Origin of the sequence: Melittangium boletus DSM 14713, assembly GCF_002305855.1 — a bacterium.
Lineage (GTDB): Bacteria > Myxococcota > Myxococcia > Myxococcales > Myxococcaceae > Cystobacter > Cystobacter boletus.
The window spans coordinates 8,758,711-8,784,125 of record NZ_CP022163.1 but is presented as its reverse complement, the minus strand read 5'-3'; the positions used below and the strand labels follow the sequence as shown (position 1 = coordinate 8,784,125).

Genomic DNA, 25,415 nt, shown 5'->3' with positions numbered 1-25,415 from the left:
AAACAAAGGACGTGCACTTCCTGGGTCTTCTCGCTACGTCCTGGATCTGGGCTTGGTCAGGGGACCTGGGAGCCAGGGGTCACACCGCCACATGGACGCACGCATCGTCGAATTCGCCGAGGTCCTCCGCCAGAACGGCGTGCGGGTCAGCACGTCCGAGGTGACGGACGCGGCCCGGGCCACCGCGGAGGTGGGGCTCGGAGACAAGACCGTCTTCCGCGCCGTCCTGCGCACCACCCTCATCAAGCGCGAGCAGGATGTGGAGCTGTTCCAGCGCGCCTTCGACTTCTTCTTCTCCGGGGCGGCCAAGACGTTCGAGGGCATCGACAAGTCGCTCGCCCAGAGCATCCAGGATCAGGGGCTCGTCGAGGGCGACAACCTGACGATGCTGCTGTACCAGATGAACCAGCTCTTCCCGGAGATGTCCCCGCTCGCGCAGGCGGCGCTGTTGGGGGACAGGGCCCGGCTCGCGCAGATCTTCCGCGCGGCCACGTTGCAGTTGGACCTGTCGCGCATGGGCACGTCCATGCAGATGGGCTTCTTCTCCCGGCGGTTGATGATGGCGGCGGGGATGGACCGGGCGCGCTCGGAGCTCAAGGCCTTCGAGGAGGAGCTGCGCAAGCGAGGCCTGCCCACGGATGGGGTGGAGATCGTCTCGCGCCACGTGGCCGAGGCCCTGCGCAAGGTGGAGGACGCGGCGCGGCGTGAGGTGAAGCGCCAGGCGGACGCGCGCATCCGCAAGCCCTCGGGCGGGGTGGCGGACAAGCCCCTGCACCAGCTCAGCCAGGCCGAGCTGGATCAAATGCAGTCGGCGGTGCGCACCCTGGCGGAAAAGCTCAAGGCGCGGCTCATCCGCAAGCAGCGCTCGCGGCGCAAGGGCGCGCTCAACGTGCGCCGCACGCTGCGCCGCAACCTGCCGTGGGGTGGGGTGCCCATGGTGCCCCAGTTCCGCGCCCGCCGTCCCGAGCGCCCCGAGGTCGTCGTGCTCTGTGACATCTCGGATTCGGTGCGCAACGCCTCGCGGATGATGCTGCTCTTCACCTACACGCTGCAGTCGCTCTTCGTGCGCGTGCGCTCGTTCGTCTTCGTGTCGGACGTGGGCGAGGTGACGCAGCACTTCAAGGAGCAGGACGTGGACCGGGCGATCGACCTGGCCACCCTGGGGGGCGCCGTGTCCCTCACCGCCAACTCCAACTACGGCCGGGCGCTCTCCTCCTTCACGAAGAACCAGCTCGGCGCCATCACCCGCCGCACCACGGTGATGATCATCGGAGACGGCCGTAACAACTACAACGCCGCCAACGCCTGGGCGCTCAAGGATCTGAAGCAGAAGTGCAAGCGCCTGCTCTGGGTGTGCCCCGAGGAGCGCGCCAACTGGGGCTTTGGCGACAGCGAGATGTTGACCTACGCGAAGCAGTGCCACCACGCCGTGGTGGTGAATTCCGTGGCCGACCTGTCCCGCATCGCGGAGCAGCTCGTGCCCTCCTGAAAGAGGAAAAGCGACACCATGTCCCGTTCCATGTTCGATGACCTCGACGCGTCCGCCTCGGCCCGGATGGACTCGGCCGACTCCCGGACGCTCCGGCTGTCCGCCCATCCCCTCACCGAGGCGGAGCTCGGGGGCCTCTTGCGCTACCAGGAAGCCTTCCTCACCCATCTGGAGGGAGCACCCGAAGGCGCTGGAGCCCTCGTGGACGCCCACCAGAAGGGGCTCGAGGCGTCCGGGTTGGACGTCAAGGTGGTGGAGCTGGGAACGTCCCTCCTGCGCGCCTATGGTGGCCAGCGCTGGACCGCCCGCACGCTGCGCGAGCGGCTGGCGGCCCTGGAGAAGCGCGAGGACGCGGCCTCCCAGGAGAAGGCCGACAAGGCCCGGAGCGAGCTGCGCCGCATCGAGGACCTGGAGCCCTTGGCCCGGCGCTACGGGCAGGGCTCCATCGACCTGCTCAACGGCCACGAGGATCGCCTGGTCGCCCTGCACACCCGGATGCAGAAGGCCCTCACCCGGGCGTGACGGGAGCGCGAGCCCGTCGCCCGAGGTGTTGCAATCCGCCGGGCCCCATCGGATAAAGGCCCGTTCTTCTTACGGAAAGACCCATGAAGCGCTACTTCATCCACACCTTCGGCTGCCAGATGAACGTCAACGACTCGATGCGCATGAGCGAGGTGTTGGGCACGCTCGAGTACCGGCCCACGCCGGTGGCGGAGGAGGCGGACCTCATCATCCTCAACACCTGCTCCATCCGCGAGAAGGCCGAGGACAAGATGCTCTCCGCGCTGGGCCGCTACCGCCAGGTGAAGCTCGCGCGCGGCACGCTCCTGGGGGTGGGGGGCTGCGTGGCCCAGCAGGAGAAGGACAAGCTGCTCAAGAAGGTGCCCTACCTGGACTTCGTCTTCGGCCCGGACTCCATCGCCAAGCTGCCGGACATCATCGGCCGGGTGAAGGGCGAGCGCGAGCGGGTGGTGGAGACGGCGTGGGTGGACTCCGAGGAGTACGTCTTCCCGCGCGCGGACCCGGAGACGAGCCGCGGCAAGGTGACCGAGTTCGTCACGGTGATGAAGGGCTGTGACAACGTCTGCTCCTTCTGCGTGGTGCCGCACACGCGCGGCCGCGAGGTGAGCCGGCCCTTCCCGGACGTGCTCACCGAGGTGGCGAGCCTGGCGCAGGTGGGCGTGCGCGAGGTGACGCTCATCGGCCAGAACGTGAACTCGTACCTGGGCGGGGTGAGCTTCGCGCAGTTGCTGCTGCGCTGCGCGGAGGTGCCGGGCATCGAGCGCGTGCGCTTCACCACGAGCCACCCGCATGACCTGTCCGACGAGCTCATCGAGGCATTCCGCGTGCAGCCGAAGATCTGCCCGCACTTCCACCTGCCGGTGCAGAGCGGCTCCAATCCGGTGCTCAAGCGGATGCGGCGCGACTACACCGTGGCCGAGTACATGGTGCGCCTGGGCAAGCTGCGCGCCGCGCGTCCCGGCATCGCGATGACCACGGACATCATCGTGGGCTTCCCCGGCGAGACGGAGGAGGACTTCGCCCTCACGCTCGCACTCACCGAGGAGGTGCGCTACGACAACCAGTTCTCCTTCATCTACAGCCCCCGGCCCAAGACGGGCGCGGCGCTGCGAGAGAACGACTGGGGTCCCATCCCCCACGAGGTGAAGATCGAACGGCTCGAGCGGCTGCAGAAGCTGCAGCGGCGCATCAGCGGGGAGATCACCCAGGCCCTGGTGGGGCAGGAGGTGGAGGTGCTGGTGGAAGGCCCCTCGCGCTACAACCCGCTCAAGCGCTTTGGCCGCACGCCGGAGAACCGCACCGTCAACTTCGAGGGAGACGCCCCGGCCGGTGCCCTCGTGAAGGTGAAGGTGGAGAGCGCCACGCCCAACCAGCTCGCGGGCAAGCAGCTCGAGGTGCTCAGCCCACCCACGGTGATGCCTCCCGCGGAGCTGCCCCAGCCCGCTGAATCGTGCGTGGTGGCCTGACACGTGACGTGGCCCGGGGTGTGTGTTAGGACCCACACCCATGGAGGTCGCTGCCGCACTCAAGGCGTGCCCGCTCTTCAAGGACTTCTCCGACGTCGGCCTCCAGATTTTCGCCGCTGTCGGGGTCTCCCGTGCATTTCCCAAGGGCTCCTCCCTGTTCGTCGAGGGACGCCCGGGGGACTCGCTCTTCATCATCCACGACGGTTCCGTGCGCTTGAGCGCGAGGAATGGCTCGGGAGAGGAGACGACGCTCGGCGAGGTGGGGGCGGGAGAGCCCCTGGGAGAACTGGCCCTGCTACAGAAGGGCGAGCGGTTGTGTACCGCCACGGCCCTCACGGACGTGTTCGCCGTCGAATTCCGCCACGCGGACTTCCAGAAGCTGACCGTGCAGAAACCCCAGGCCTGTATGAAGTTGCTCATGGGGATTGTCCTGCACTTCGGCCAGAAGGTCCGTGACAACCGCGAGGCCATGAAGTCGCTCGTGGGCAAGACGTGACACCCACCGCCCCCCACTTGCGCACCGTGCTACCTTCTCGCGTGAGTGATTCGCGGAATATTCCCGGGAGCGATGAATGGATGTGCGAGGAATGAGGTGGGGCCACGACCCGCGCTCACGTGCATCCACCCGCGGCGGGGATGTCACGGCGGGAAAGGTGGCGAGCGAGCCTGGACGCTCGTACCCAGAGCGGGGGACGGGGGGCTTCCGTCCGAGGATGGAGCCTTTCACCCAGAAGGGTATCGTGGACGCGCCGGGGCGGACCCGGAGTTTTGGTGATGCGTGCCCGGTTGATGCGGGGGCGCTGGAGATCCGGCGCGGGTAGCCCCGTCGGTCCTCCACCGGAAGCGAAAGAGACGAGACGAGCGTGCAAGAATTCCTGACCTCCTTGCTGGGCAGCACCCAAGGCATCCTCGCCTATGCCACCGTGTTCGGCATCCTGGTGGCGTGCGGGCTCGGAGTGCCCCTGCCCGAGGACATCTCGCTCATCCTGGGTGGATTCCTCGCCCACAAGGGCGCCGCGAGCCTGTCGGGCATGATGGCCATCGGCTTCGCGGGCATCCTGGTGGGTGACAGCCTCATCTTCCTGGCGGGCCGGCGGTTGGGCTCGCAGGTGGGCCGTTCGCCCACGGGTTTCTTCGCCCGGATCGTCACTCCGGAGAAGCGCGCCAAGGTGGAGGGCCTGTTCGGCCTGCACGGGCAGAAGATCGTGATGATCGCCCGCTTCCTGCCCGGGGTGCGCGCGGTGACGTACTTCACCGCCGGCTCGGCGGGCATGTCCTACGGGCGCTTCATCTTCTGGGATGGCCTGGCGGCGCTGCTGTCCGCGCCGTTCTTCGTGTGGCTCGGCTTCCACTTCGGCGACAAGCTGGACTACGCCATCGAGCGGATGAAGGAAGGGCAGTTGGTGGTGTTTGGCATGCTCGCGGTGGGTGGCCTGGCGGCCTTCCTGTGGCGCAAGCGCGTCGTGGCCCAGCGTGGCGCCACCCTCAAGTCGCCGGTGAACACCGGGCTGCCCACCCACCTGCTCAGCGGCGTGGCCTCCGAGGGCCCGTCCGCCGCTCCGTCTCCGGTGTTCGAGATGGCCGAGAAGGCCTCCGGCACCGAGGGCCTGCGCATCCGCGAGTGAGCGCGGGGGCGGCCTCTAGGCCTTCCCGAGCAGACGTTTGAGCCAACCCACGAGCCCGCCCGCGGGTACGTGGCGGGCCTGCTCGAGCAGCGGCAGGGGCACGTGTGCCACGGGAGGTCTGCGGGCCGCTGGTTGATCGGCCGACGGCGCGTCCCGCTTCGCCTTGAGCTCCGTGGGCGTGTCCCGGGTGCTGAACTGGCTCATCACCTCGATGCCCAGGGACTCCTCGCGCGCCATCACCTGGAGGATGCCCTCGTTGTTCACCGAGAAGGTGATCGCCACCCGCACCGAACCCCGGGGCCCCGGGGGCAGTCCCGAGACCTTCAAGGTGCCCAGGTACTCGTTCTCCACGGCGCGCTCCGAGTCACCCTGGAGGATGATGAACTCCAGCTCCTGCTGATCCTCGCGGCTGGTGGCCAGCTCGTAGCGCTTCTTCGCGGGCAGCGCCACGTTGCGCTCCAGCACGGGCTTGAAGCGCCCGCCGGGCAGACTCACGCCAATGGCCATGGGCAGCACGTCCACGAGCGTCACCGTGCCCTCGGCCTGTCCGAGGCTGTGCGCCAGGAGCGCCGCGCCGAGCGCCACCGCCTCGTCCGGGTGCACGTTCTTGGTGGGCGCCTGGCCGAAGAAGGCGGAGATCTTCTCGTGCACGAGCGGCGAGCGGCTCTGGCCTCCCACGAGGATGACCTCGTCGATGTCCTTGGGCGTGAGCCCCTTGGCGTCCATCACCTCGGCGCACACCTGGAGGGTGCGATCCACGAGCTGCCCGGTGAGCTTCACCAGCTGATCGCGCGACAGGCTCACGTCCAGGTCCACGGGCTTGCCGTCGGCCATCATCAGGAAGGCCACCTGCACGCGCACCTCGGCGCGCTCGGACAGGGCGCACTTGGCGCGCTCCGCGGCGTCCTGCACCCGCTGCAGTGCCACCCGGTCTCCCTGGAAGGAGAGGCCGGTGCGCTCCTGGAATTGCTGCAACAGGTACTCGACGATGGCGTGATCGAAGTCGATGCCGCCCAGGAAGGTATCGCCTCCGGTGGAGACGACTTCGTAGAGGGTGTCCTTGAGCTCGAGCACCGAGGCGTCGAAGGTGCCGCCGCCCAGGTCATAGACGAGCACGCGTTGCTGGAGCTTGCGGCCGAAGCCGTAGGCGAGCGCGGCGGCGGTGGGCTCGTTGAGGATGCGCTCGACATACAGGCCCGCGAGCCGTCCGGCCTCGCGCACCGCCTGGCGCTGGTTGTCGTTGTAGTAGGCGGGCACGGTGATGACCGCGCGTGACACGGACTGGCCGAGCTGGTTCTGCGCCACCTCGCGCACCTCGCGCAGGATGAGCGCGGAGAGCTGCTGCAGGGAGTAGACGCGATCTCCGAGCCGTACCGCCGCCTCGCCCTCGTCACCGGGCGCGATCTCGTAGGCGAAGCGGTCGCGGATCTGCTGGACGATGGTGGAGTCGTAGGGTCGGCCCACGAGCCGCTTGGCCCCGTACACCGTCTGCCGGGGATTGGTGAGCATCTGCCCCCGGGCGGGGTGGCCCACCACGAGCCGGCCCCGGGTGTTGAGGGCGATGATGGAAGGCACGGTGTTGTGCCCCTCGCGGCTGGGCAATACGCCCGGCTTGTTGTTGCGCACGAAGGCGGCACAGGAGTTGGTCGTCCCCAGGTCGATGCCAATCACCGGCCCGGTGCGCTTGGGCTCCTCGGTGGGCGCCTCGAAGACGGGGGCGCTTGGCACGGGAGCGGGGTCCTGGGTGGCCTGGAGTGGGGGCGGGGTCTCGGCCGGAGGCGGGGGACGGCTCGAGAGGGGCTCCGGAGCGGGGAGCGGGGGTGGGGCTTCGGACGACACCTGCTCCGAGGCCGACGTCACCGCGGGGATCGTCCCGGGAAGGGGCGTATGGGCGGGAATGACGAGGTGGGGTGTCCCCGGCTCATTCAAGAGCGTGGGCGCGACGGAGGGGGCCTCCAGCGCCATGCCGGACGCTCCTCCTGGCTCGGAGGGAAGCGAGGCATCGGCGGGACCGACTCCAGCCGGAAGGGGAGGCAAGAGCGAATCGGCGTGGGGCAGAAGGGTGACGGCGGCGTCGAGCAGGCGCTGGGTCTCGGCATCCACGGTGAGGAAGCGGAAGCCCATGCCCGGCAGACCCTGGCCTGATTGTCCCGTGACGAACTGGATGACGGCCAGGGCATGGATGACCCGCGAGCCATCCGCCAGCTTGATTTCCAAGCGGACCGAAGTCCCGGGAGGCTTCACCGACTTGGAACGCAAGTAAATTCCACCTCGGGTGAGATGGACGCCGTACTTCGACAGGAACTCCTCGGACGTGGCGAACGGCAGCTTGATGACCAGGCCGAGGGGTTCACCCTGGGCGGTCGAGGGAGACGGCGGCTTCATCGAGGTCCTTGGAGGCAGGTCCAGGAGGGCGAGCGCAAGCCTAGCATTGCTTCGCCTCGGAGGCAGGAAGGCAGGATGAAAAGGCAGCGCGATCATTGCGCCGCTGGCCCGCACCCTTTATGGAACCGGCTTCCTTTCCCGGGGCTCCCTCATGTTGACCTCAGATGTCCAGCTCGCGCTGACCTTCGACGATGTCCTCCTGCTGCCCGCCGAGAGTGATGTTCTTCCTCGAGACGCCAACCTGAGCACCCGGCTGACCCGCAACCTGCGGCTCAACATCCCGCTGCTCTCCGCGGCGATGGACACCGTCACCGAGGCGCGCACCGCCATCTCCATGGCGCAGGAAGGCGGCATCGGGGTCATCCACAAGAACATGACGCCCGAGCAGCAGGCGCTCGAGGTCACGAAGGTCAAGAAGTTCGAGAGCGGCATGGTGGTGGACCCCATCACCGTGGAGCCTCAGGTGCCGCTGGCGCGCGCCATCGATTTGATGCACCAGCACAACATCTCCGGCATCCCCGTGGTGCAGGGCCGCAAGCTGGTGGGCATCGTCACCAGCCGCGACGTGCGCTTCGTCACGGACCTGGATCAGAAGGTGGAGGCGGTGATGACGCGCAAGCTCGTCACCGGCCGCGAGGGCATCACCCAGCCCGATGCGCAGAAGCTGCTGCACGAGCACCGCATCGAGAAGCTGCTCATCGTGGATGAGCAGTTCGAGCTGCGCGGCCTCATCACCATCAAGGACATGGAGAAGCGCCGCACGCGGCCCAACGCCGCCAAGGATTCCCTGGGCCGGCTGCTGTGCGCCGCCGCGGTGGGCGCCTCGCCGGACCGCGAGGCCCGCATCGACGCGCTGGTGAAGGCGGGCGTGGACGTCATCGTCATCGACACCGCCCATGGCCACTCGCGAGGCGTCATCGACGCCGTGCGCGACACGCGCAAGAACTTCCACGGCTTCGAGCTCATCGCGGGCAACGTGGCCACGGCCGCCGGTACCCGGGCGCTCATCGAGGCCGGCGTGGACGCGGTGAAGGTGGGCATCGGCCCTGGCTCCATCTGCACCACGCGCGTGGTGGCTGGCGTGGGCGTGCCCCAGTTGACGGCGGTGGATGAGTGCTCGCGCGAGGCGGACAAGCACGGCGTGCCCATCATCTCCGACGGTGGCATCAAGTACTCGGGTGACATCGTCAAGGCCCTGGCGGCCGGAGCGAGCACGGTGATGATCGGCTCGCTCTTCGCGGGCACCGAGGAGGCCCCCGGCGAGGTGATCCTCTACCAGGGCCGCAGCTACAAGAGCTACCGGGGCATGGGCTCCTTGAGCGCCATGAAGCAGGGGGCCAAGGACCGCTACTTCCAGTCGGACGTGGAAGCGGTGAAGCTCGTGCCCGAGGGGATCGAGGGCCGCGTGCCCTACAAGGGCAGCCTCGGCATGAACATCCACCAGATGCTGGGCGGACTGCGCAGCGGCATGGGCTACGTGGGCTGCGGCACCATCGACGACCTGCGCGCCAACGCTCGCTTCGTGCGCATCACGTCGGCGGGGCTCAAGGAGAGCCACGTGCACGACGTCATCATCACCGAGGAAGCGCCCAACTACCGGGTGGAGTGAGCGGGGCGCCAGGCCTCGAGCGCGGCGGAGTGCCTACTACTTGCCGCGCTTGCGGGCCGCGGGATCCTCCGCCGCGGGCGTGGAGGGCACCACGGTGCGCTCGGCGTTGGCCACGCGGGTGAGCAACTGCTCCTTGTCGTCCACGTTGAGCACCTCGATGGCCTGGCGCAGGGTGCCGAAGTCCAGACGGGCCACCGTGACGGTGTTGCCGCCCTTGATCTCCTGCACCGTGGGCACGCTCACCAGCTCGCGCACGTAGGTCTCGAACTCCACCTTCACGTCCGCCGTCTGCTGGATGCAGTTGTCCCGAGCGGCCACGAGTTTCTGACTGCCCTCGGTGTAGTGCAGGTCGGGGTTGCGCGTCATCGCCTCCTCGAAGGTGGCGTTGCTCTTGAGCAGCTTCTCGTAGAGCTCCACGTAGCTGATGACCCGATCCGTCTCCGGACGGTTCACGTTGCGCGCCTGGTTGAGCGCGTCCGCCGTGTCGTCGCAGTGCACCTTGCCCAGGGCCGCGGCGTCGGGAGTGCTCCGAGGCGCGCCGATCCCCTCCGTCTCGCGATCCAGACGCTCATCCGAGGAGATTTCCTTCACGCAACCAGGGGCGATCAGCAACAGGACGGTTGCAACGGCGGGCAGGCGCATCCAGAACCTCTTCTTCGAGTGGGACTTAAAGGTTGATTTCCGAAAGTTTCTAGCGGTAAGGGCCGCATCCGTCAACGCGCGCCCCCTTGGAGAGTGTGGTGGACATTCACGCCGAGAAGATCCTCATCCTCGATTTTGGCAGTCAATACACACAGCTCATCGCGCGCCGCGTGCGGGAACTGGGGGTGTATTGCGAGATCCACCGGCCGGACCTGCCGGCGGACGACATCCGCCGCTTCGCCCCGCGCGGCATCATCCTGTCGGGAGGACCGGCCTCGGTGGAGGCGGAGGGTTCTCCGCGGTGTGATCCCTTCGTCTTCGACGCCGGGGTGCCCGTGCTGGGCATTTGCTACGGGCTCCAACTGCTCTCCAAGTTGTTGGGCGGCCGGGTGGATCGCTCCGCGCATCGCGAGTACGGCGCCGCGGAGGTGGAAGTGCTCACGGCGCGCGGCCCCCTGGCGGCGTTCAACGTGGGCGAGCGGGTCAAGGTCTGGATGAGTCACGGGGATCGGGTGGATTCGCTGCCCCCGGACTTCGAGTCCATTGGCCGCAGTGGCAATTCGCCCTTCGCGGCGGCGGCGCACACGAGCAAGCCCATCTACGGCCTGCAGTTCCACCCCGAGGTGGTGCACACGCCCACGGGCAAGGAGATGCTGCGCGCGTTCCTGTTCACCGACTGCAAGGTGAGCGGCAGCTGGACGATGAAGGGCTTCATCGACGAGGCCCAGGAGGCCATCCGCCGCCAGGTGGGCGAGCACGGCCGGGTCATCTGCGGCTTGTCGGGCGGCGTGGACAGCTCGGTGGCGGCGCTGCTGCTTCACCGGGCCATCGGCGCCCGGTTGCAGTGCATCTTCGTGGACAACGGCCTCTTGCGGCAGGACGAGCGCGCTCAGGTGGAGGCGCTGTTCGTGGATCGCTTCCACGTGCCGCTCAAGACGGTGGACGCCCGGGAGCGGTTCCTCGGCAAGCTCGCCGGAGTGACGGATCCAGAGACGAAGCGCAAGACGATCGGCCGCGAGTTCATCGCCGTCTTCGAGGAAGCCGCGCAGCAGGTGCACGGCGCGCAGTTCCTGGCGCAGGGCACGCTGTACCCGGACGTGATCGAGTCCGTGTCCTACAAGGGCCCGTCGGTCACCATCAAGAGCCACCACAACGTGGGAGGGCTGCCGGAGAAGATGAACCTCAAGCTGGTGGAGCCCCTGCGCGAACTCTTCAAGGACGAGGTGCGAGTGCTCGGCCGCGAACTCGGCTTGCCGGACGAGATGGTTTCCCGGCAACCCTTTCCAGGGCCGGGCTTGGCCATCCGCGTGCTCGGGGAGATCACCGAGGAGCGGCTGGAGCTGGTGCGCCGCGCGGACGCCATCGTGCAGCAGGAGATCCGCGACGCGGGCCTGTACCGGGAGCTGTGGCAGGCCTTCGCGGTGCTGTTGCCGGTGCAGAGCGTGGGCGTCATGGGCGACGAGCGCACGTACGAGTCCACGTGTGTCTTGCGCGCGGTGACGAGCGTGGACGGCATGACGGCGGACTGGGCGCGGCTGCCGTACCCGGTGCTCGAGCGCATTTCCACGCGCATCACCAACGAAGTGCGGGGCATCAACCGCGTCGTCTACGACGTCTCCTCCAAGCCGCCCGCCACGATCGAGTGGGAGTAGGGCGCGAGGAGATCGAGGGCAGGGCGGACGGGTGAGGGAAAACGAAGGGGCTGTCCGGGGATGCATTCCGGACAGCCCCTTTTTCGTCACGTCTTACAGGCCCGAACCACCCTTGGCGGAGGTCGCACCGGGGCGCAGCTCCTGGAGGACGCGGTCGGCCTTGTAGACCTTCTGCAGCGCCTCGACGATGGCATCGCTGTGGACGGAGACGGCACGGTTGACGCTCTCGTCGAAGCCGTAGTCACCGCCGAGCGACTGAATGTTGCCATCGAACACGAGGCCGACGATCTCCGCGTTCTGGTTGATGACGGGCGAGCCCGAGTTGCCGCCGATGATGTCGTTGGTGGTGACGAAGTTCATCGGGGTGGTGTCCTTGACCGTCTTCTGCGCGGCGAGCCAGCTCTTGGGCAGGGCGAGCGGCTCCTCGCCCGTGGCGTGCCCGAAGGTGCCACCCATGGAGGTGAAGGGCTCCACCTGCTTGCCATCCTCCACGTAGCCCTTCACGGCGCCGAACGACAGGCGCAGCGTTCCCGTGGCATCCGGGTAGATCTGCGTGCCGTAGACGTCGAAGCGGGCCTGGGCGATGAGCTCGCTGTTCTTGCGCACCACGGCGTCGACTTCCTCCTCGTAGCGCTTGCGGATGGCCCGCGCGTCCGGATCCACGAGGCTGGCCAGCTGGATCAACGGATCCTTGGACGCCTGGATCGCCGCCTTGCCACCGGAGAGCAACTGCTCACGAACCTTGAGGTCCGCCAGCTTCGAGCCCTTGACGATCCGCGTGGCCAACGCGCGCGGGGACTCCTTGCCGAGGACCTTCTTGACGAAGGGGTGCTCGGTGCCGAGCTCCTCGCGGATCTTGGTGAGCGAGAACGTCAACTGGAGCACCTCCAGCTCCGGGTAGATGGGCGCCTTGCTCATCAACTGGACCTTGAGCTGGGGCAGGTTCGCGTCGTTGAAGCCACGCAGCCGCTCGGCGTCGGGCTTGGGCAACTCGTCCGCGGCGCGCACCAGCGACCGCGCGAGACCAAAGAGCTGGGAGTACAGGCCATTCTCCATGCTCTCGTACTCCTTGCGCAGGTCGCGGTACGTCTGCTGGGCCCGGGCGATCTCGTCCCAGGCGGAGCCGTACTTGGCCTTCATCTTCGGGTCCGCGTTGACCTTGGTGCGCAGCTCCTGCTCGGCGGCGACCTTCTGGGCGAAGAACCCCTTGTCGGAGAGCTGCTCGAGCTTGCCCTTGTTGGCCTTGAGGCCGTTCTCCACGCCGAAGAGCAAGTTGGTGGAGGTGCGCTTCTGCTCGGCACCGCGGGTCTGGAACTCGGTGAGCTGACCGCGCATCTCCGAGAGACGGAACAACGTCTTGGGCAGCGTCATGTCCCGAAGCGTCTCGAGCTGGGACACGGTCAGCCCGCGCGACGTACGGCCCGGGTGGCCGGAGATGAAGGTCGCTTCGCCTTCCTTGGCCCCATGCTCGGACCACTTGAAGTAGTGCTCGGTCTTCGCGGGCTTGCCGTCCTTGCCGTAGACGCGCAGGAAGCTCACGTCCAGGTCATACCGGGGAAACTCGAAGTTGTCCGGATCTCCACCGAAGAAGGCAATGGCCTGCTCGGGCGCGAACACGAGCCGCACATCCTGGTGCCGCTGGTACTTGTAGAGGTTGTACTTGCCGCCCTGGTACAGGGTGACGACGTCACAACGGAACTGCTCGCTGGTGGCGCAGGCCTTCTCCAGCTTGGCCATTTCGGCCTTGAGTCCATCGGCATAGGCCTTGCCGGTGAGCCCCTTGGTCGCGGCGTTGAGCTGCTCGGTGACATCGGTGATGTCCAGGAGCTGGCTGACCTCGAGGGCCGGACACTGGAGCTCCTCGGCCTGGGTCTTCGCGTAGAAGCCGTTGGCGATGAAGTCCTTCTTGGCGGTGGACAGCTGCTGGATGCAGCCACGGGCGCAATGGTGGTTCGTCATCACCAGGCCGTCGGCGGACACGAAGCTCGAGGAGCAGCCGCCGCCGAACTTGGCCGAGGACAAACGAACCTTGTCGAGCCAGTCCTGGGTAGGGGCAAAGCCGTACTTCTCCTTGACCTTGGAGGAGGGGAAATTGTTGTACGTCCACATGCCCTCGTCGGCGAGCGCGGGGGTGGCGCCAAGCAGGGAGGCCATGATGAGGAGGCGCTTCATGAAGTTCCTTTTCGGAAGAGGAAGGGGAGCCCGATGACGGGAGACGGAGCATGCCCGGGCTAGCGAACGCACGAGGGGAACTTTGATTCCACGGCGGGACGCGAAGCGCATGTCACGGGCCTAGAACGGGGCCGGCCCTTAGTTGACATAACGCATCTTATCAGACTCATTGGGTCTGTTTTCGGGGGCTTAGGTCCCCTCGTTCCACCGGGCATCCGGGCGTTCATGCTTCTCGGTCACGCCCTGGAGGCATAGGGTCCGCGGCACCTATGAGACTCCTCCGTGTGAGCTTCGTCTGCGCGGTCGCGCTCGGCGTGGCTGGATGTCCCAAACCCTCCACTCCCACCGATGACGCCGGTGTCGTCGTCACTGCTCCCACACAGGATTCAGGTGTGGACTCCGCGGTACCAGCCCCCGCGGTCTTCACGCTCCAATACGCATTGCCGGATGCGGGAATGGAGCCCATCCCTTTTGTTGGCGAGGAAGAAGGTCGGCCGCTCATCGAGCCCACGTCGACGCTCGAGTTGCGTGGTTCCCAGTCGATTCACAACTACCGGGTCCGCATCTTCGACGAAGCCGACCGGGCCTTGAGCTCGGACGATGCCGCCGAGGAATCATCCACGGGCTTGGTCTACCGGATTTCCCTGCCCACCCCCCTCAAGGCAGGCCATCGGTATGTCCTGGTCATCGACGCGCAAAGCGGCACGTCGATGACTGACGCTCAAGGCCGCGAACTCGCGGACATCCGGCTGGCGTTCCAGGTGTCCGGGGAAAAGGAAAAGCCTCCACCGCCCGCGAAGAAACAAAAACAGCGCCGACGCTGAGCGCTCAGTGCTCGGTCCGCCCGCCCGGAAAACCCGGAAAGACATCCGGTTCGAGCACGTCCGCTGACTCGCGCAGCAACTCCGCTTCCTTCACCGCCACCAATACCTCCCGCGCCGCTTCTGGCCGCCCATACGGCCGCCCCTGAACCACGAGCAAGGCCCTGAGCGCATCACGCAGTTCCAGCCCCGTCTGATAGCGCGCAGACGGCTCGCGCTGGAGCACCCGGTGCACCACGGCCCGGAGCGGCTCGGAGAGCCCCTGAGTGGCCCGTGCGACGTCCTCGGGTCCGAAACGCTCGATGCGCGCCGCCATCTGCGCGACGGGCAACCAACTGGGCTCCTCACAGCGCGCCTCGGACTGGAGGCTGTCGCGGTCCGCCGCGAGCACGTCTCCTCCGGACCGAGCCGCATGCTCCACGTCTTCCAGGTCGAACAGATGCCGACCCGTGAGCAACTCGAGCATCACCAGCCCCAGCGAGAACAAATCCGAGCGGTGATCCACCGGTTCCAGGCGCATGCGCTCGGGCGAGGCATAGGCGATGTCCCCGCGCAGGATCGAGGCCGTGGTGGCATCCCGTCCGGGAAGCAGCGAATACGCCACTCCGAAATCCACCAGCTTCACCTCGCCGCTCACGCCCACCCGGATGTTTTCCGGAGTGACGTCCCGGTGGACGATCCCCAGGAACCGACCCTGCTCATCGGTCCGGGTATGCGCATAATGGAGTGCATCCGCGATCTCCGACACCACATGGCAGACGAAGGCCTCGGACATGGGCCGCTGGCGCATGGCGGCGACGCTGAGCACCGTTTCCAGGGAGTGGCCCTCCACGTACTCCATCACCACGTACGGCAGGTCTCCGTGCGTCCCCCAGTGGTACACCCTCGCGATGCCCGGATGCTCGAGGCGGTAGGCGAGTTGCACCTCCTGCACCAAGCGCTGCTTCTGCTTCTCACTGACGGGCCGACACAACCGCTTGATGATGACGCACCCGGAGGGCCCCTTGGCGTGGCGGCGCCGGGCGAGCAGCAACTCCCCCGAGCTTCGCCGTCCCAGCTTGCGGACGAGTTCGTACCGGGTGCCATCCACGCAAAAGAGAAGTCTGGGAGGGGTCGAGGACTCGGGCCTGTCGATGGACATCTTCGGGCTCTCCTGTGTTACACGCCAACGCCGCGCCAAGGGGATACGGGAGGTAGGCATTGGATGCCGGACCTCCAGCGTCAACACCCTACCAGTCCGGACTGACACGGTCGCCCGACCTCCGTCCTCGGGTGGGACTCAGTCCTGGCGCAGATCCCGATCCTGGGCGCGCACCCGCTCGAGCACGTTCAGATCCCTCTGCGTGGGCCCCAGCTCCAGGATGAGCCGACTCACGTCATAAAGGACCTCGCCCCGCTCGAACACGGGCAGCCGCGCGAGTTCGTCCAGGTTCAAGTCATCCAGGGCTCGGTTGTACGCCGTGTCCATCAACGAGCGCAGCTGGAACGAGTCGTACAGGTTGTACTCCACGAGGAAGCGCAGCGCCTCCACGTCGCCGCGGGCCAGATAGGCGCGCCACAGCAGCACGGCGTCCCAACCATTCACGCCCTTCATGTGGGGGGGCCGTCCCATACCCAGCTTGTCCTCGATCTCCTTGAGACCGCCCCCCATGCCGAGCCGACGGCAGACGAAGCGCAGATCGATATGGGCCTGGGGCGTGGGAAAACGCTTGCCGAAGTAGTTGCGCAACACCGGCACGTCGAAGACCGAGCCGTTGAACGTCACCCACAATGCGCGCTGGGCCATGGCCTCGGGGAGTTCGTCCATGTTGCGGCCGAGGATGAAGACGCGCAGGCCATCCGCGTCGAACAGGGCCACCACCGTGGGCTCCTGCTCCTGCTTCCCATTCGTCTCGATGTCGAAATACACCGCGTCCCGGGCGAACTCGGGATACAGCCGCCAGTGCTCGCGGGGCGGAATCATTCCCGCCAGGGCACCGAGATCCCGCCGCTCCAGGGCCTCGCGAGCCTGGGCCAGCCGCTGGCGCGCCAGTCCATCCGCCTTCTGCCCGAGCACCACGCCACTGTCCGGAAAGTCCTCCCAGGTGTGGATGCCCCGGGCCCAGAGATCCTTCTCCTTCCAGGGGCCCACGCCCGGGATGAGCTGGAACGTGCGCCGCACCATCAAAGAAGAGGGACCAAACGCCCCGCCACCAGTTCCTCCAGGGGAGGAAGATCCGCTTCGCAGAACGGCAACGCCCGCATCTCCTCCGGCGTCAGGAACGCCAGGGCCTGGGCTCCCAGCGTCTTCGGCTCCCCCGACTCCAGCCTCGCCCCGTACAACACCAGGTCCACCGTCAGATCCGGGTACTCGTGTCTGCCCGCCCATAGCCGCCTTCCCACGTGGAGCGCGATGTCCAGCTCTTCCCGGCACTCCCGGGCGAGGGCCTCGGGCTCGGACTCACCGGACTCCACCTTTCCGCCCGGAAACTCCCAGAGCAGTCCACGGCTTCCACCGGGCAGCCGCTGCTGCACCAGGAACCGCGCGTCGTCTCCGGGCCGGAAGATGAGGGCCGCCACCACATGCACCCTCTTCTTCGTCGTGCTCCCCGTCAACCGCTCCTCCCATCCAGCCGCAACGCGTACAGGTAGCCGTTGTTGGAGAGCACATACACCTTGCTCCCCACCACCCGCGCCGGCGCCGACACGCCCTCGGCCGGGTTCCACGTCAGCCGGGTCTTGCCCGTGCGCGGATCCACGAAGATCAGCGAGCGTTGCACGGGGACCAGGAGCAGACCCTTCGTCAACACCGCGTCGAGGCCGGCCCTTTCCTCCAAGCTCCGCGACCAGATGAGCCGCCCGTTGTCGGCCATATAGGCATCCAGGCGGTCATCTCCCGTGGCGACCACCACGTCCCCATGCAGCAGCAGTGAGGTGATGCCCTGTGCCACCGAGTTCCACACCACGTCGCCCGTGTCGGCGTCGAGACAGTAGAGCCCGCCCGTATACGACGCGGCGTACACGTGACCCGCGTTGTCCAGCACGGGCGTGGTGTCCACGTCCACGAACTGACCGCTGCCACCTGAACCCGGCGCGAGCGACTTCTCCCAGCGCACTCCGCCATCGGCCAACTCCAACGACACCAGCGCGCCGTCGGAGAATCCCACCCAGACGGACTGGCCCCGCACGACCGGCGCCGAGGTGCGGTGGATGGTGAAGCCCGCGGGCGCGTCCCGACGGTACAACCACGCGAGCGCCCCCGTGTCCCGCTTCACCGCGAACAACGTGTCGCTCAGGGAGGAGACCAGGACCAGGTCGCCCTCGATCACCGGGGCGGTCCCCAGCGCCTCTCCCGCCACGTACTTCCAGCGCGGCGCGCCCGTCTTCGCGTCCAGGGCATGCAACACGCCGTCCGTGCCCGGCACATACACGGTGCCCTCATGCACCGTCGCGCCCGCGTAGAAGCGGTTGCCCACCCGGTAGTTCCAGGCTTCCTTGCCCTCGGCGCCAATGCTGCGCACGTAGCCGTCACGGGTGAGCGCGATGACCCGCTCGTTCTTCTCGTCGTACGCGGGGCGCGCCTGCTCCCGCGGGGCGTACTCGAGCAGCGAGGGAGCCACCAGCCGCGTCCACCACTCCACCGTGAAGAAGTGGTGCGGCGGCTGCTCCGGAGAGGACGGCTCCGGGTTGCCGTACACCGGCACCGTCTGGCAACCCACGAGCAGACCCGCCGCCGCGAGCCCACCCACCCAACGCTTCCACCCGCTCGCGGTCCGCATCGAGGCCTATCCGAGCTACTTCGCGTCCGGGGTCGCAGCCGGCGCCGACTCCGGCTTCGGCTCGGGCACCTTCACGCCCTGGGCCGCCAATACCGCCAGCCGCTCGGTGGCGAGCCGTCCCGCCGCCGTGTTCGTCTGCGCGGTCTTCAGGTCCGAGAGCAGCTGCGCCGCCTCGTCCTTCTTGCCCTGCGCCACGAGGATGCGCGCCTGGTGGTACTGCCCCATGCCCTGCAGGAAGCCGCCCGCGTCGAGCTTGGACATCTCCTGGAAGGACGCGAGCGCCTTGTCCAGCTCGCCCTTGGCCTCGTAGGCGTAGCCCTGGCCCTCGCGCGCCGACACCGTCAGCGGATCCTCCTTGCGCGCCTTGCCCAGGAACGCATCGAAGGAGGCCAGCGCCTGGTCGTAGTTGCCCAGCCGGTACTCGGCCTTGCCCAAGGGCAGCGCCGCCATGGCCGCCGCGTCCGAGCCCTTGTTCGCCTCCCGAAACCCGGTGAGCGACTGGACGATCGCCTCGTCCTTCTCCTTGTCGCTCTTGAAGGGCGGCTCCTGACCCTCCGCCGCTGGCTGCAGGTCCACCCCGGTCACCACCGGCCGCTCCAGCACCGACAGCGCCTCGCCGAACTGCTTGGAGGCCTTCTCCTCGCCGCGGGCGGAGAAATAGTGCACCGTCGCGGCGATCAATCCGCCCACCAGCGCCACGCCCAGCGCGAGGCCGATGTACTGCTGGCGCTTCTCCAGCCAGCTACTGGCCTCGGCGCCGTAAAGCTGGAAGGCGTCCGGAGCGCGCAGCTCCTGCTTCGTCGTCATCTTCTCGGACTTCTCGGCCACGGGGTTCGCACCTTTTTCGGGGGTCGAAGGGCGCGCAATCTACGGAGCGCGCACCAGCAGTGTCAACGCGGACCGGCTACCGCTTTCCAGCCGGCTTGGGTCGCTTGCGCGCCTCGCGCTTCTCCTTGCCCGGCCGCTCGCGGAAGAGCAGCCGGATGGGGACGCGGATATCGAACGTCTTGCGCAGCTGATTGGTGATGTAGCGCTTGTACATGTCCGGCACGCCGTCCGGCCGGTTACAGGTGATGGCGAAGGTGGGTGGCGCCGTCCCCACCTGGGCCATGTAGTACACCCGAAGCGGCCCGCGTCCCACGATGGGGGCCGGGTGGTTGTCCTCGATGTGCTTGAGCAACCGGTTGAGCTGCGGCGTGGGTGAACGGTAGCGGAACTGGTCCGCCAGTTCCACCGCCAGCTCCAGCACCTTCTCCACCTTGGAGCCGTGCAGCGCCGAGGTGAAGACGATGGGCGCGTAGTGCACGAACTTCAGCGCGTACTTGAGCTCTTCCCGGAAGATCTCCTGCTTGCGCTGATCCGTGCTGATGAGATCCCACTTGTTCACCACGATGACCAGCGCGCGGCCCTTCTCCTCGGCGATGCCGGCCAGCTTCGCGTCCTGGTCCACCGCGGGCTCGGTGGCGTCCATGAGCAACACCGCCACGTCGCTGCGCTCCATCGACTTGAGCGCCGCCACCACCGAGAACTTCTCCAGCCGGTGGGCGATGGTCTTCTTGCGCCGGATTCCCGCCGTATCCGTGAGGATGACCTGGCGATCCTTGTACTTGAGCTCCGAGTCGATGGGGTCTCGCGTGGTGCCGGGCACCTCGCTGGCCACCACGCGCTTCTCCTTGAGCAGCGCGTTGACGAGCGTGCTCTTGCCCACGTTGGGCCGCCCGATGATGGCGATCCGGATGGGCCGCTCCTCCTCCTCGTCCTCGGCGGGGGCCTCCGGGGTGCCCTCCTCCTCCTCGTCCCCCGCCTCGTCCGAGGCCTTCCTGGCGCCCTCCCCTTCCTCGTCGTCCTCGTCCGTGTCGGGCTGGAAGCCGTACTCCACCTCGGACAGCTCGTCGACGCTGTCTTCCGAGGTCTCGGCGAAGGCCTTGGCGGCCAGTTCCTCGTCGTCCATGGGCGGCAGCTTCCCGACCACGGCCTCCATCATGTTGCCCACGCCCAGGCCATGCTCGGCGGAGATGGGGAACACCTCGCCCAGGCCCAGACGGAAGAACTCGGCCGCGTGCGCCTGGACGGTGTGGGACTCGCTGTCGAGCTTGTTGGCGGCCACCACCACGGGCTTGCCGCTCTGGCGCAGGTAGGTGGCGACTTCCTGATCCGCCGCGGTGAGCCCCGCGCGCGCGTCCGTCACGAAGACGATGGCGTCACACTCCTCCACGGCCAGCTGCGCCTGCTCGCGCACCTGCTGCAGGAGCGAGTCCTTCTCCCCGGGCACGAAGCCGCCCGTGTCGATGATGGTGATGTACCGGCCCTCGCACTCGACGTCCCAGTAGTGCCGGTCCCGGGTGACGCCGGGGATGTCCTCCACCAGCGCGATGCGGCGCCGGGCGAGGCGATTGAACAGCGTGGACTTGCCCACGTTGGGGCGTCCGACGATGGCGACCAGAGGCTTCATTGACGGCTTCCTACTCGTAACCCAGCTTCTTGAGGCCCTCGGGCCGCTCGCTCCACCGGGGCTCCACGCGCACCCGGAGCGAGAGGTACACGTGCGCCCCCAAGAGCCGCTGGATGGCCTTGCGCGCGTCCGTACCGATCGTCTTCAACATCTGTCCCTGCTTGCCAATGATGATGGCCTTCTGGCTGTCCCGCTCCACGTAGATGGAGCCGGAGATCCGGATGAGGCCCGCGAGCTTCCCCGGTGGCGTGCCCGGCAGCGGCTCGCGCTCGGACTCGTCGAAGAAGTCCACCACCACCGCCGTGGAGTAGGGAATCTCCTGGTGGCAGTGGCGCAGCACCTGCTCGCGCACGTACTCGGCCACGAGCGTGCGCTCGGCCTGATCCGTGAGCACGTCCTCGGGAAAGAGCGCATCGCCCTCGGGCATGTGCGAGAGCACCGTGCGAAACAGCTCCTCCACGCCATCGTCCTCCTTGGCGGAGATGGGAATCACCTCGGCGAAGGGGAACTCGCGCTGGTACAAGTCGATGAGCGGCAGCAGCACCAGCTTGGGCACCGTGTCGATCTTGTTGATGACGAGGAACGTGGGTTTGCCGAGCTTCTGCAACTGCTCGAGGATGACGCGGTTGCCCGGCCCCACCTCGACCTTGTCCGAGGCCTCGATGACGAAGAGGACCAGGTCCACCTCGTCCGCCGCCTGCAGGGCCACGTCCACCATGTAGCGGTTGAGCTGCCCCTTGGCCTGGTGGATGCCGGGGGTGTCGAGGAAGGCCACCTGCCCCTCCGGCCGCGTCACCACCCCGAGAATGCGGTTGCGGGTGGTCTGCGGCTTGGGGGACACGATGGCGAGCTTCTCGCCCGTGAGTTGATTGAGCAGCGTGCTCTTGCCCACGTTGGGACGGCCAATGAGCGCGGCGAACCCGCTGCGGTGTGTCGATGGAGGCATCTGGAGCTTCAGGAGGTCGAAGGTGATCAGGAGGCGCCCGGACGACGGGAACTCCTCCCCGGAACAACATAAAGAAGAACATCCGGCCCGCCGTGCCCTCATGAGCGGGGCGGCGGGCAAGCACCTCCCCGTCAGGGGGAAGTGAGGCGCGGCGTCAGGCCGGCGCGCTGGTGCTGATGGCCAGCTTGTTGATGACGATGGGCTTGTTGGGACGCCCGCTGCTGTTCTTGGGAATCTCGTTCGCGATGCGGTCGGCGATCTCCTGACCCTTCACGACCTCACCGAAGATGGTGTGCTTGTTGTTCAGGTGCGGCGTCGGCACCACGGTGATGAAGAACTGCGCGCCGCCGCTGTTCGGCCGGCTGGTGTTCGCCATGGCCAGAATGCCCTTCTTCGCGAAGGTGCGGCCGCTCTGGTACTCGTCCGGGATGTTGAACCCGGGGCCGCCGTACCCCTCGCCCAGCGGATCTCCGCCCTGCACCATGAAGTTGGGCAGACAGCGGTGGAAGATGGTGCCGTCATAGTAGGGCGTGCCCTTCATCTGCTCGCCCGTGCCCGGGTGCTTCCAGTCCTTCTCGCCCGTCGCCAGCCCCACGAAGTTCTCCACCGTGATCGGGGCCTCCTTCGACAGGAGCTTCACCACGATCGTCCCCTCGGTGGTGTCGAAGGTGGCGTAGAGATCCTTACCCGCGCGCGCCTCATCCATCATTCCCATGGCCTGCCTCCCGAGTCGAAACCCACCAGCGGATTGGGCGCGGGACCTTATTCGCCACGTCCAGGGGGACCAAGAAGTTTCAGCCCGGGGGGTCTTCCTTCGGACTGGGGGACGCCGGAGAAATCACCGCTTCCGGTTTTTCAATCCGCTTGTGCCACTCGTCCAGGGCCGTCCGGGCGGCCATCTGCTCGGCGTCCTTCTTGCTGCGTCCCGTGGCGGTTGCGTACACCTCCTCACCCAGGAGCACCTGGACCTCGAAGATCTTCTCGTGGTCCGGCCCCGTCTCGGAGACGGTGCGGTAGCGGGGCGTCAGCTTGAGGCGCTCCTGGGCCGACTCCTGCAACTTCGTCTTGTAGTCCTGACGGCTGAGCGCCTGGGCCACGCCCTCCAGCGCCTCGGCGAAGTGCCGATCCACCAGCGCCATCACCGGCCCCAGTCCCTCGCCCAGGTACACGGCGGCGAACACGGCCTCCAGCGCGTTGGCCAGCAGGGAGTGCTTGTCCCGGCCGCCACTGAGTTCCTCGCCCCGCCCGAGCAACAGCAGCTCCCCGAGCCCCAACCGCCGGGCGATTCGCGACAGGCCCTCCTCGTTGACGATGCGCGCGCGCAAGGGCGTGAGTTCTCCCTCCTTCATCTGGGGAAAGCGCTCCATGAGCCGGTGGCCCACCGCGAGGTTGATCACCGCGTCCCCGAGGAACTCCAGCCGCTCGTTGTCCTGGGCCCCCTCGCTGCGGTGCTCGTTGATCCAGCTCTTGTGCGTGAGCGCCGTGAGCGCCAGCTCCGGACGCGGAAAGGACGCGCCGAGCCGTGCCTCCAGGGTCTTCACGCGCTCGGCCTGTTGCCCCGTCATCCGAACGACGCCGCCCGCACGTCGTCTCTCGCAATCCTCTGGGTGAGACTCGCCTGTGCCAAAACCCTACTCCTGTGGAGTATCCGACGCGGCCAGCTTCACCGCCCCGGGTGGGACCTTCAACAAACTGGCCACCAAAGGAATCACCCCGGGGAATTCATCCAATTGGAATCGCTCCGCCCACACCTTCCCCTGGGTCCCGGCGAGCAGTCCCCGGAACGTCCGCCCCGAGACCCGCGCCGCCGCGAACCGGTAGGGCCGGCCCTCCACCTCCAACACCACCAGCAACTCCATTCCACTGCGCGGCGGCACCAGCGCCCGCTCGCCAAAGGCCCGGAGCACGTCGGAAAAGCGCAAGACGCCCTCCTCCGCCCCCTCGTCCCGCGCCCGCCCCGCCTCCGGCTCCCCGAAGAGGGCGGCCAGATAGCCCACCAGCGCGCCCCTCTCGCGGAACTCGGACAGCTCGAAGCCATGCCCGGGGGGCACGACGAGCGTCTGCCCTCCCCTCACCGCGCTCGAGACCTGGAAGTTGCCCTGCCGGTCCGCCACCAGCGTCAGCGCCAGCCCCTGCTCGGACAGGTGCGTGGACAGCCCCATCGACACGGGATCCACCCGCGGACTCAGGCCCAGCGCCCTCAGTTCCGCCGAGCGCCGCTGCACATGGAAGAGATGCTCGTGAAAGGCATCCGCCAGCTCGGACTCCACGTCCCCCCGCCCCTCCACCGCACCGAGCGCGATGGGCCGCAGCCCCATCACCTCCGGCGGCGAGATGGGCACGAGCAGACGCCCCTCCCGCACGAGGAAGACCACTCGCGACACCTCGCGATGGCCCACCGGATTCTCCAGCGGCTCGGCCAGCACGCACGTCGCTTCCGGTCCCTCGGCTCCGTCCCGGAGTTCCAATCCGAGCTGCGCCAGCCAGGCCCTGTCCATCACGCCTGCTTGAAGACCTCGCGCGAGATGATCGAGCGCTGAATCTCGCTCGTGCCCTCGCCGATCTCACACAGCTTGGCGTCGCGCAGGTAGCGCTCGACGGGGAACTCGCGCGTGTAGCCATAGCCGCCGTGGATCTGCACCGCCTTGTTGCAGGCGCGCGTGGCGGCCTCGGAGGCGAACAGCTTCGCCATGGACGCCTCCATGCTGTAGGGCTTGCCCGCGTCCGCGAGGCACGCCGCGCGATGCACCAGCAGGCGCGCCGCGTCCACCTCCGTCTTCATGTCCGCGAACATCCAGCGCAGGCCCTGGAACTCGGAGATGGGCTGGCCGAAGGCCGTGCGCTCACGCGAGTAGCGCACCGATTCCTCCAGCGCCCCACGGCCCAGGCCCACCGACAGCGCCCCGATGGTGATGCGGCCCTTGTCGAGGATCTTCATCGTGTCGATGAAGCCCGCGTCCACCTCGCCCAGCCGGTGCCAGTCCGACACCTCCACGTCCTCCATCACCAGCTCCGCCGTGTCCGAGGAGCGCATGCCGAGCTTGCCGTGGATGGGCCGCTGGCTGAAGCCCGGCATGCCCTTCTCCAGGAGGAACGCAGTGATGCCCTTCTGCTTCTTCTGCGGCGAGGTCACCGCCAGCACCACGAAGAGATCGCCCACCGTGCCCTGGGTGATGAACATCTTCGCGCCGTTGAGCACCCAGCGCTCGCCCTTGCGCACCGCCGTGGTCTTCATGCCCGCCGCGTCCGAGCCACTGCCCGGCTCCGTGAGGCCCCACGCGCCCAGCCACTCGCCCGTGGCGAGCTTCGGCAGGTACTTGCGCTTCTGCTCCTCGTTGCCGAAGACGCGCAGGTGGCTCGTCCCCAGGCCGTTGTGCGACGCCACCGTGAGCGCCAGCGAGCCGTCGTAGCGCGCGATCTCCTCGACCGCCACCGCCACCGCCAGCGAGTCCATCGCCGCTCCGCCGTACTCCTCGGCGACCAGCATGCCCATCACCCCCAGCCCGCCCAGCTCCCGGACGACCTCCAGGGGAAAGTGCTCGTCCTTGTCCCACTCACGCGCGAAAGGTCGGACCTTGCGCTCGCAGAAATCACGGAGGGACGCCTGGAGGGCACGATGGCTTTCGGGAAGTTCGAAGTCCATGTCGGGATCTATACCAGAGGGGGTGGAGAGGACCATCAAAGCGCGGCCCGTGGGCCAGGGGGCATAGCAGAAAGGGGCTCGGCTGGCTGCTATCCGTTCCAACGTCTGCTCCGAGAGCCAACACACCTGGGGTCAGGGGGTGGCACCCGGGAAAACCCTCCCTACATTTCCGTCTTACAAGGGTGGACTGCCGCGGCGGAGTTCACCGTCTTGCATGGCCGAGGGCCAGGAGG

22 protein-coding genes are annotated in these 25,415 nt (G+C 67.5%); 8 read left to right on the top strand and 14 right to left on the bottom strand.

All coding sequences use genetic code 11. From position 1 onward, the window contains the following. Positions 1–91: 91 nt before the first annotated feature. From MEBOL_RS36345 to MEBOL_RS36325, 5 genes are all read left to right on the top strand, one after another. On the top strand, positions 92–1,489 hold the full coding sequence (locus tag MEBOL_RS36345; protein ID WP_095981700.1) for a VWA domain-containing protein: 1,398 nt from the start codon (positions 92–94) through the stop codon (positions 1,487–1,489). Positions 1,490–1,507: 18 nt separating this feature from the next. Continuing rightward, entirely contained in the window at positions 1,508–2,011 is a 504-nt protein-coding gene (locus tag MEBOL_RS36340) for a hypothetical protein (RefSeq protein WP_095981699.1), read from the top strand. Positions 2,012–2,094: 83 nt separating this feature from the next. Continuing rightward, complete coding sequence (gene miaB / locus MEBOL_RS36335; protein ID WP_095981698.1) at positions 2,095–3,477, top strand: tRNA (N6-isopentenyl adenosine(37)-C2)-methylthiotransferase MiaB; 1,383 nt, start codon at positions 2,095–2,097, stop codon at positions 3,475–3,477. Between the two features lie 40 nt (positions 3,478–3,517). Then, a complete protein-coding gene (locus MEBOL_RS36330; RefSeq protein WP_095981697.1) occupies positions 3,518–3,973 on the top strand; it encodes a Crp/Fnr family transcriptional regulator in 456 nt (151 codons plus the stop codon). A gap of 367 nt (positions 3,974–4,340) precedes the next feature. After that, entirely contained in the window at positions 4,341–5,102 is a 762-nt protein-coding gene (locus MEBOL_RS36325; RefSeq protein WP_095981696.1) for a DedA family protein, read from the top strand. 15 nt (positions 5,103–5,117) lie between these two features. On the opposite strand, the gene MEBOL_RS36320 is transcribed toward MEBOL_RS36325, so the two are convergent. Further along, positions 5,118–7,487, bottom strand: coding sequence for a TIGR02266 family protein (locus MEBOL_RS36320; RefSeq protein WP_157823880.1), 2,370 nt, complete (start codon positions 7,485–7,487; stop codon positions 5,118–5,120). A 151-nt stretch (positions 7,488–7,638) separates the two neighbouring features. Here MEBOL_RS36320 and guaB point away from each other — a divergent pair, with 151 nt between their 5' ends. Next, a complete protein-coding gene (gene guaB / locus MEBOL_RS36315; RefSeq protein ID WP_095981695.1) occupies positions 7,639–9,096 on the top strand; it encodes an IMP dehydrogenase in 1,458 nt (485 codons plus the stop codon). A 36-nt stretch (positions 9,097–9,132) separates the two neighbouring features. Here guaB and MEBOL_RS36310 read toward each other — a convergent pair whose 3' ends face one another. Continuing rightward, positions 9,133–9,738, bottom strand: a complete 606-nt coding sequence (locus tag MEBOL_RS36310) for a hypothetical protein (protein ID WP_095981694.1) — start codon at positions 9,736–9,738, stop codon at positions 9,133–9,135. A 98-nt stretch (positions 9,739–9,836) separates the two neighbouring features. On the opposite strand from MEBOL_RS36310, the gene guaA reads away from it, so the two are divergent. Next, complete coding sequence (gene guaA, locus MEBOL_RS36305; protein WP_095983224.1) at positions 9,837–11,390, top strand: glutamine-hydrolyzing GMP synthase; 1,554 nt, start codon at positions 9,837–9,839, stop codon at positions 11,388–11,390. A 93-nt stretch (positions 11,391–11,483) separates the two neighbouring features. On the opposite strand, the gene MEBOL_RS36300 is transcribed toward guaA, so the two are convergent. After that, complete coding sequence (locus MEBOL_RS36300) at positions 11,484–13,562, bottom strand: S46 family peptidase (RefSeq protein WP_095981693.1); 2,079 nt, start codon at positions 13,560–13,562, stop codon at positions 11,484–11,486. A gap of 284 nt (positions 13,563–13,846) precedes the next feature. Between MEBOL_RS36300 and MEBOL_RS36295 the strand changes: the two genes are divergently transcribed. Then, complete coding sequence (locus MEBOL_RS36295; RefSeq protein ID WP_342747702.1) at positions 13,847–14,386, top strand: hypothetical protein; 540 nt, start codon at positions 13,847–13,849, stop codon at positions 14,384–14,386. A 4-nt stretch (positions 14,387–14,390) separates the two neighbouring features. Here the strand turns inward: MEBOL_RS36295 and MEBOL_RS36290 are convergent, their stop codons facing one another. The 11 genes from MEBOL_RS36290 to MEBOL_RS36240 form a co-directional block, all read right to left on the bottom strand. After that, a complete protein-coding gene (locus MEBOL_RS36290; protein WP_157823879.1) occupies positions 14,391–15,524 on the bottom strand; it encodes a serine/threonine protein kinase in 1,134 nt (377 codons plus the stop codon). Between the two features lie 138 nt (positions 15,525–15,662). After that, positions 15,663–16,547: a ribonuclease H-like domain-containing protein gene (locus tag MEBOL_RS36285; protein ID WP_095981690.1), complete on the bottom strand. Its 885-nt coding sequence runs from the start codon at positions 16,545–16,547 to the stop codon at positions 15,663–15,665. Beyond that, on the bottom strand, positions 16,547–16,978 hold the full coding sequence (locus tag MEBOL_RS36280; RefSeq protein ID WP_095981689.1) for a (deoxy)nucleoside triphosphate pyrophosphohydrolase: 432 nt from the start codon (positions 16,976–16,978) through the stop codon (positions 16,547–16,549). Before MEBOL_RS36280 ends, MEBOL_RS36285 begins: the two co-directional genes overlap by 1 nt. Beyond that, a complete protein-coding gene (locus tag MEBOL_RS36275; RefSeq protein WP_095981688.1) occupies positions 16,975–18,141 on the bottom strand; it encodes an outer membrane protein assembly factor BamB family protein in 1,167 nt (388 codons plus the stop codon). Before MEBOL_RS36275 ends, MEBOL_RS36280 begins: the two co-directional genes overlap by 4 nt. 15 nt (positions 18,142–18,156) lie before the next feature. Continuing rightward, complete coding sequence (locus MEBOL_RS36270; RefSeq protein ID WP_245919174.1) at positions 18,157–18,969, bottom strand: tetratricopeptide repeat protein; 813 nt, start codon at positions 18,967–18,969, stop codon at positions 18,157–18,159. 76 nt (positions 18,970–19,045) lie between these two features. Beyond that, entirely contained in the window at positions 19,046–20,593 is a 1,548-nt protein-coding gene (gene der / locus MEBOL_RS36265; protein ID WP_095981687.1) for a ribosome biogenesis GTPase Der, read from the bottom strand. Positions 20,594–20,603: 10 nt separating this feature from the next. Continuing rightward, positions 20,604–21,539, bottom strand: coding sequence for a GTPase Era (gene era / locus MEBOL_RS36260; protein WP_095981686.1), 936 nt, complete (start codon positions 21,537–21,539; stop codon positions 20,604–20,606). 154 nt (positions 21,540–21,693) lie between these two features. Next, the gene (locus MEBOL_RS36255; RefSeq protein WP_095981685.1) at positions 21,694–22,254 is read right to left on the bottom strand and encodes a peptidylprolyl isomerase; all 561 of its coding nucleotides are present in this window, start codon (positions 22,252–22,254) and stop codon (positions 21,694–21,696) included. A gap of 79 nt (positions 22,255–22,333) precedes the next feature. Then, positions 22,334–23,104 carry a ribonuclease III gene (rnc, locus tag MEBOL_RS36250; protein WP_095981684.1) on the bottom strand — a complete coding sequence of 257 codons (771 nt, stop codon included), beginning with the start codon at positions 23,102–23,104 and terminating at the stop codon, positions 22,334–22,336. Positions 23,105–23,170: 66 nt separating this feature from the next. Further along, positions 23,171–24,037, bottom strand: coding sequence for a hypothetical protein (locus MEBOL_RS36245; RefSeq protein WP_179956351.1), 867 nt, complete (start codon positions 24,035–24,037; stop codon positions 23,171–23,173). After that, positions 24,037–25,182, bottom strand: a complete 1,146-nt coding sequence (locus MEBOL_RS36240; protein WP_095981682.1) for an acyl-CoA dehydrogenase family protein — start codon at positions 25,180–25,182, stop codon at positions 24,037–24,039. The genes MEBOL_RS36245 and MEBOL_RS36240 overlap by 1 nt, the downstream gene beginning before the upstream one ends. Between the last annotated feature and the right edge of the window lie 233 nt (positions 25,183–25,415).

Coding starts and splice junctions, on each gene's coding strand:
- MEBOL_RS36245 (WP_179956351.1), bottom strand. CDS start 24,037: ATGGACAGGGCCTGGCTGGCGCAGCTCGGATTGGAACTCCGGGACGGA.
- era (WP_095981686.1), bottom strand. CDS start 21,539: ATGCCTCCATCGACACACCGCAGCGGGTTCGCCGCGCTCATTGGCCGT.
- MEBOL_RS36320 (WP_157823880.1), bottom strand. CDS start 7,487: ATGAAGCCGCCGTCTCCCTCGACCGCCCAGGGTGAACCCCTCGGCCTG.
- rnc (WP_095981684.1), bottom strand. CDS start 23,104: ATGACGGGGCAACAGGCCGAGCGCGTGAAGACCCTGGAGGCACGGCTC.
- miaB (WP_095981698.1), top strand. CDS start 2,095: ATGAAGCGCTACTTCATCCACACCTTCGGCTGCCAGATGAACGTCAAC.
- MEBOL_RS36345 (WP_095981700.1), top strand. CDS start 92: ATGGACGCACGCATCGTCGAATTCGCCGAGGTCCTCCGCCAGAACGGC.
- MEBOL_RS36290 (WP_157823879.1), bottom strand. CDS start 15,524: ATGTCCATCGACAGGCCCGAGTCCTCGACCCCTCCCAGACTTCTCTTT.
- MEBOL_RS36255 (WP_095981685.1), bottom strand. CDS start 22,254: ATGGGAATGATGGATGAGGCGCGCGCGGGTAAGGATCTCTACGCCACC.
- MEBOL_RS36300 (WP_095981693.1), bottom strand. CDS start 13,562: ATGAAGCGCCTCCTCATCATGGCCTCCCTGCTTGGCGCCACCCCCGCG.
- MEBOL_RS36275 (WP_095981688.1), bottom strand. CDS start 18,141: ATGCGGACCGCGAGCGGGTGGAAGCGTTGGGTGGGTGGGCTCGCGGCG.
- MEBOL_RS36240 (WP_095981682.1), bottom strand. CDS start 25,182: ATGGACTTCGAACTTCCCGAAAGCCATCGTGCCCTCCAGGCGTCCCTC.
- guaB (WP_095981695.1), top strand. CDS start 7,639: ATGTTGACCTCAGATGTCCAGCTCGCGCTGACCTTCGACGATGTCCTC.
- MEBOL_RS36340 (WP_095981699.1), top strand. CDS start 1,508: ATGTCCCGTTCCATGTTCGATGACCTCGACGCGTCCGCCTCGGCCCGG.
- MEBOL_RS36330 (WP_095981697.1), top strand. CDS start 3,518: ATGGAGGTCGCTGCCGCACTCAAGGCGTGCCCGCTCTTCAAGGACTTC.
- MEBOL_RS36285 (WP_095981690.1), bottom strand. CDS start 16,547: ATGGTGCGGCGCACGTTCCAGCTCATCCCGGGCGTGGGCCCCTGGAAG.
- der (WP_095981687.1), bottom strand. CDS start 20,593: ATGAAGCCTCTGGTCGCCATCGTCGGACGCCCCAACGTGGGCAAGTCC.
- MEBOL_RS36310 (WP_095981694.1), bottom strand. CDS start 9,738: ATGCGCCTGCCCGCCGTTGCAACCGTCCTGTTGCTGATCGCCCCTGGT.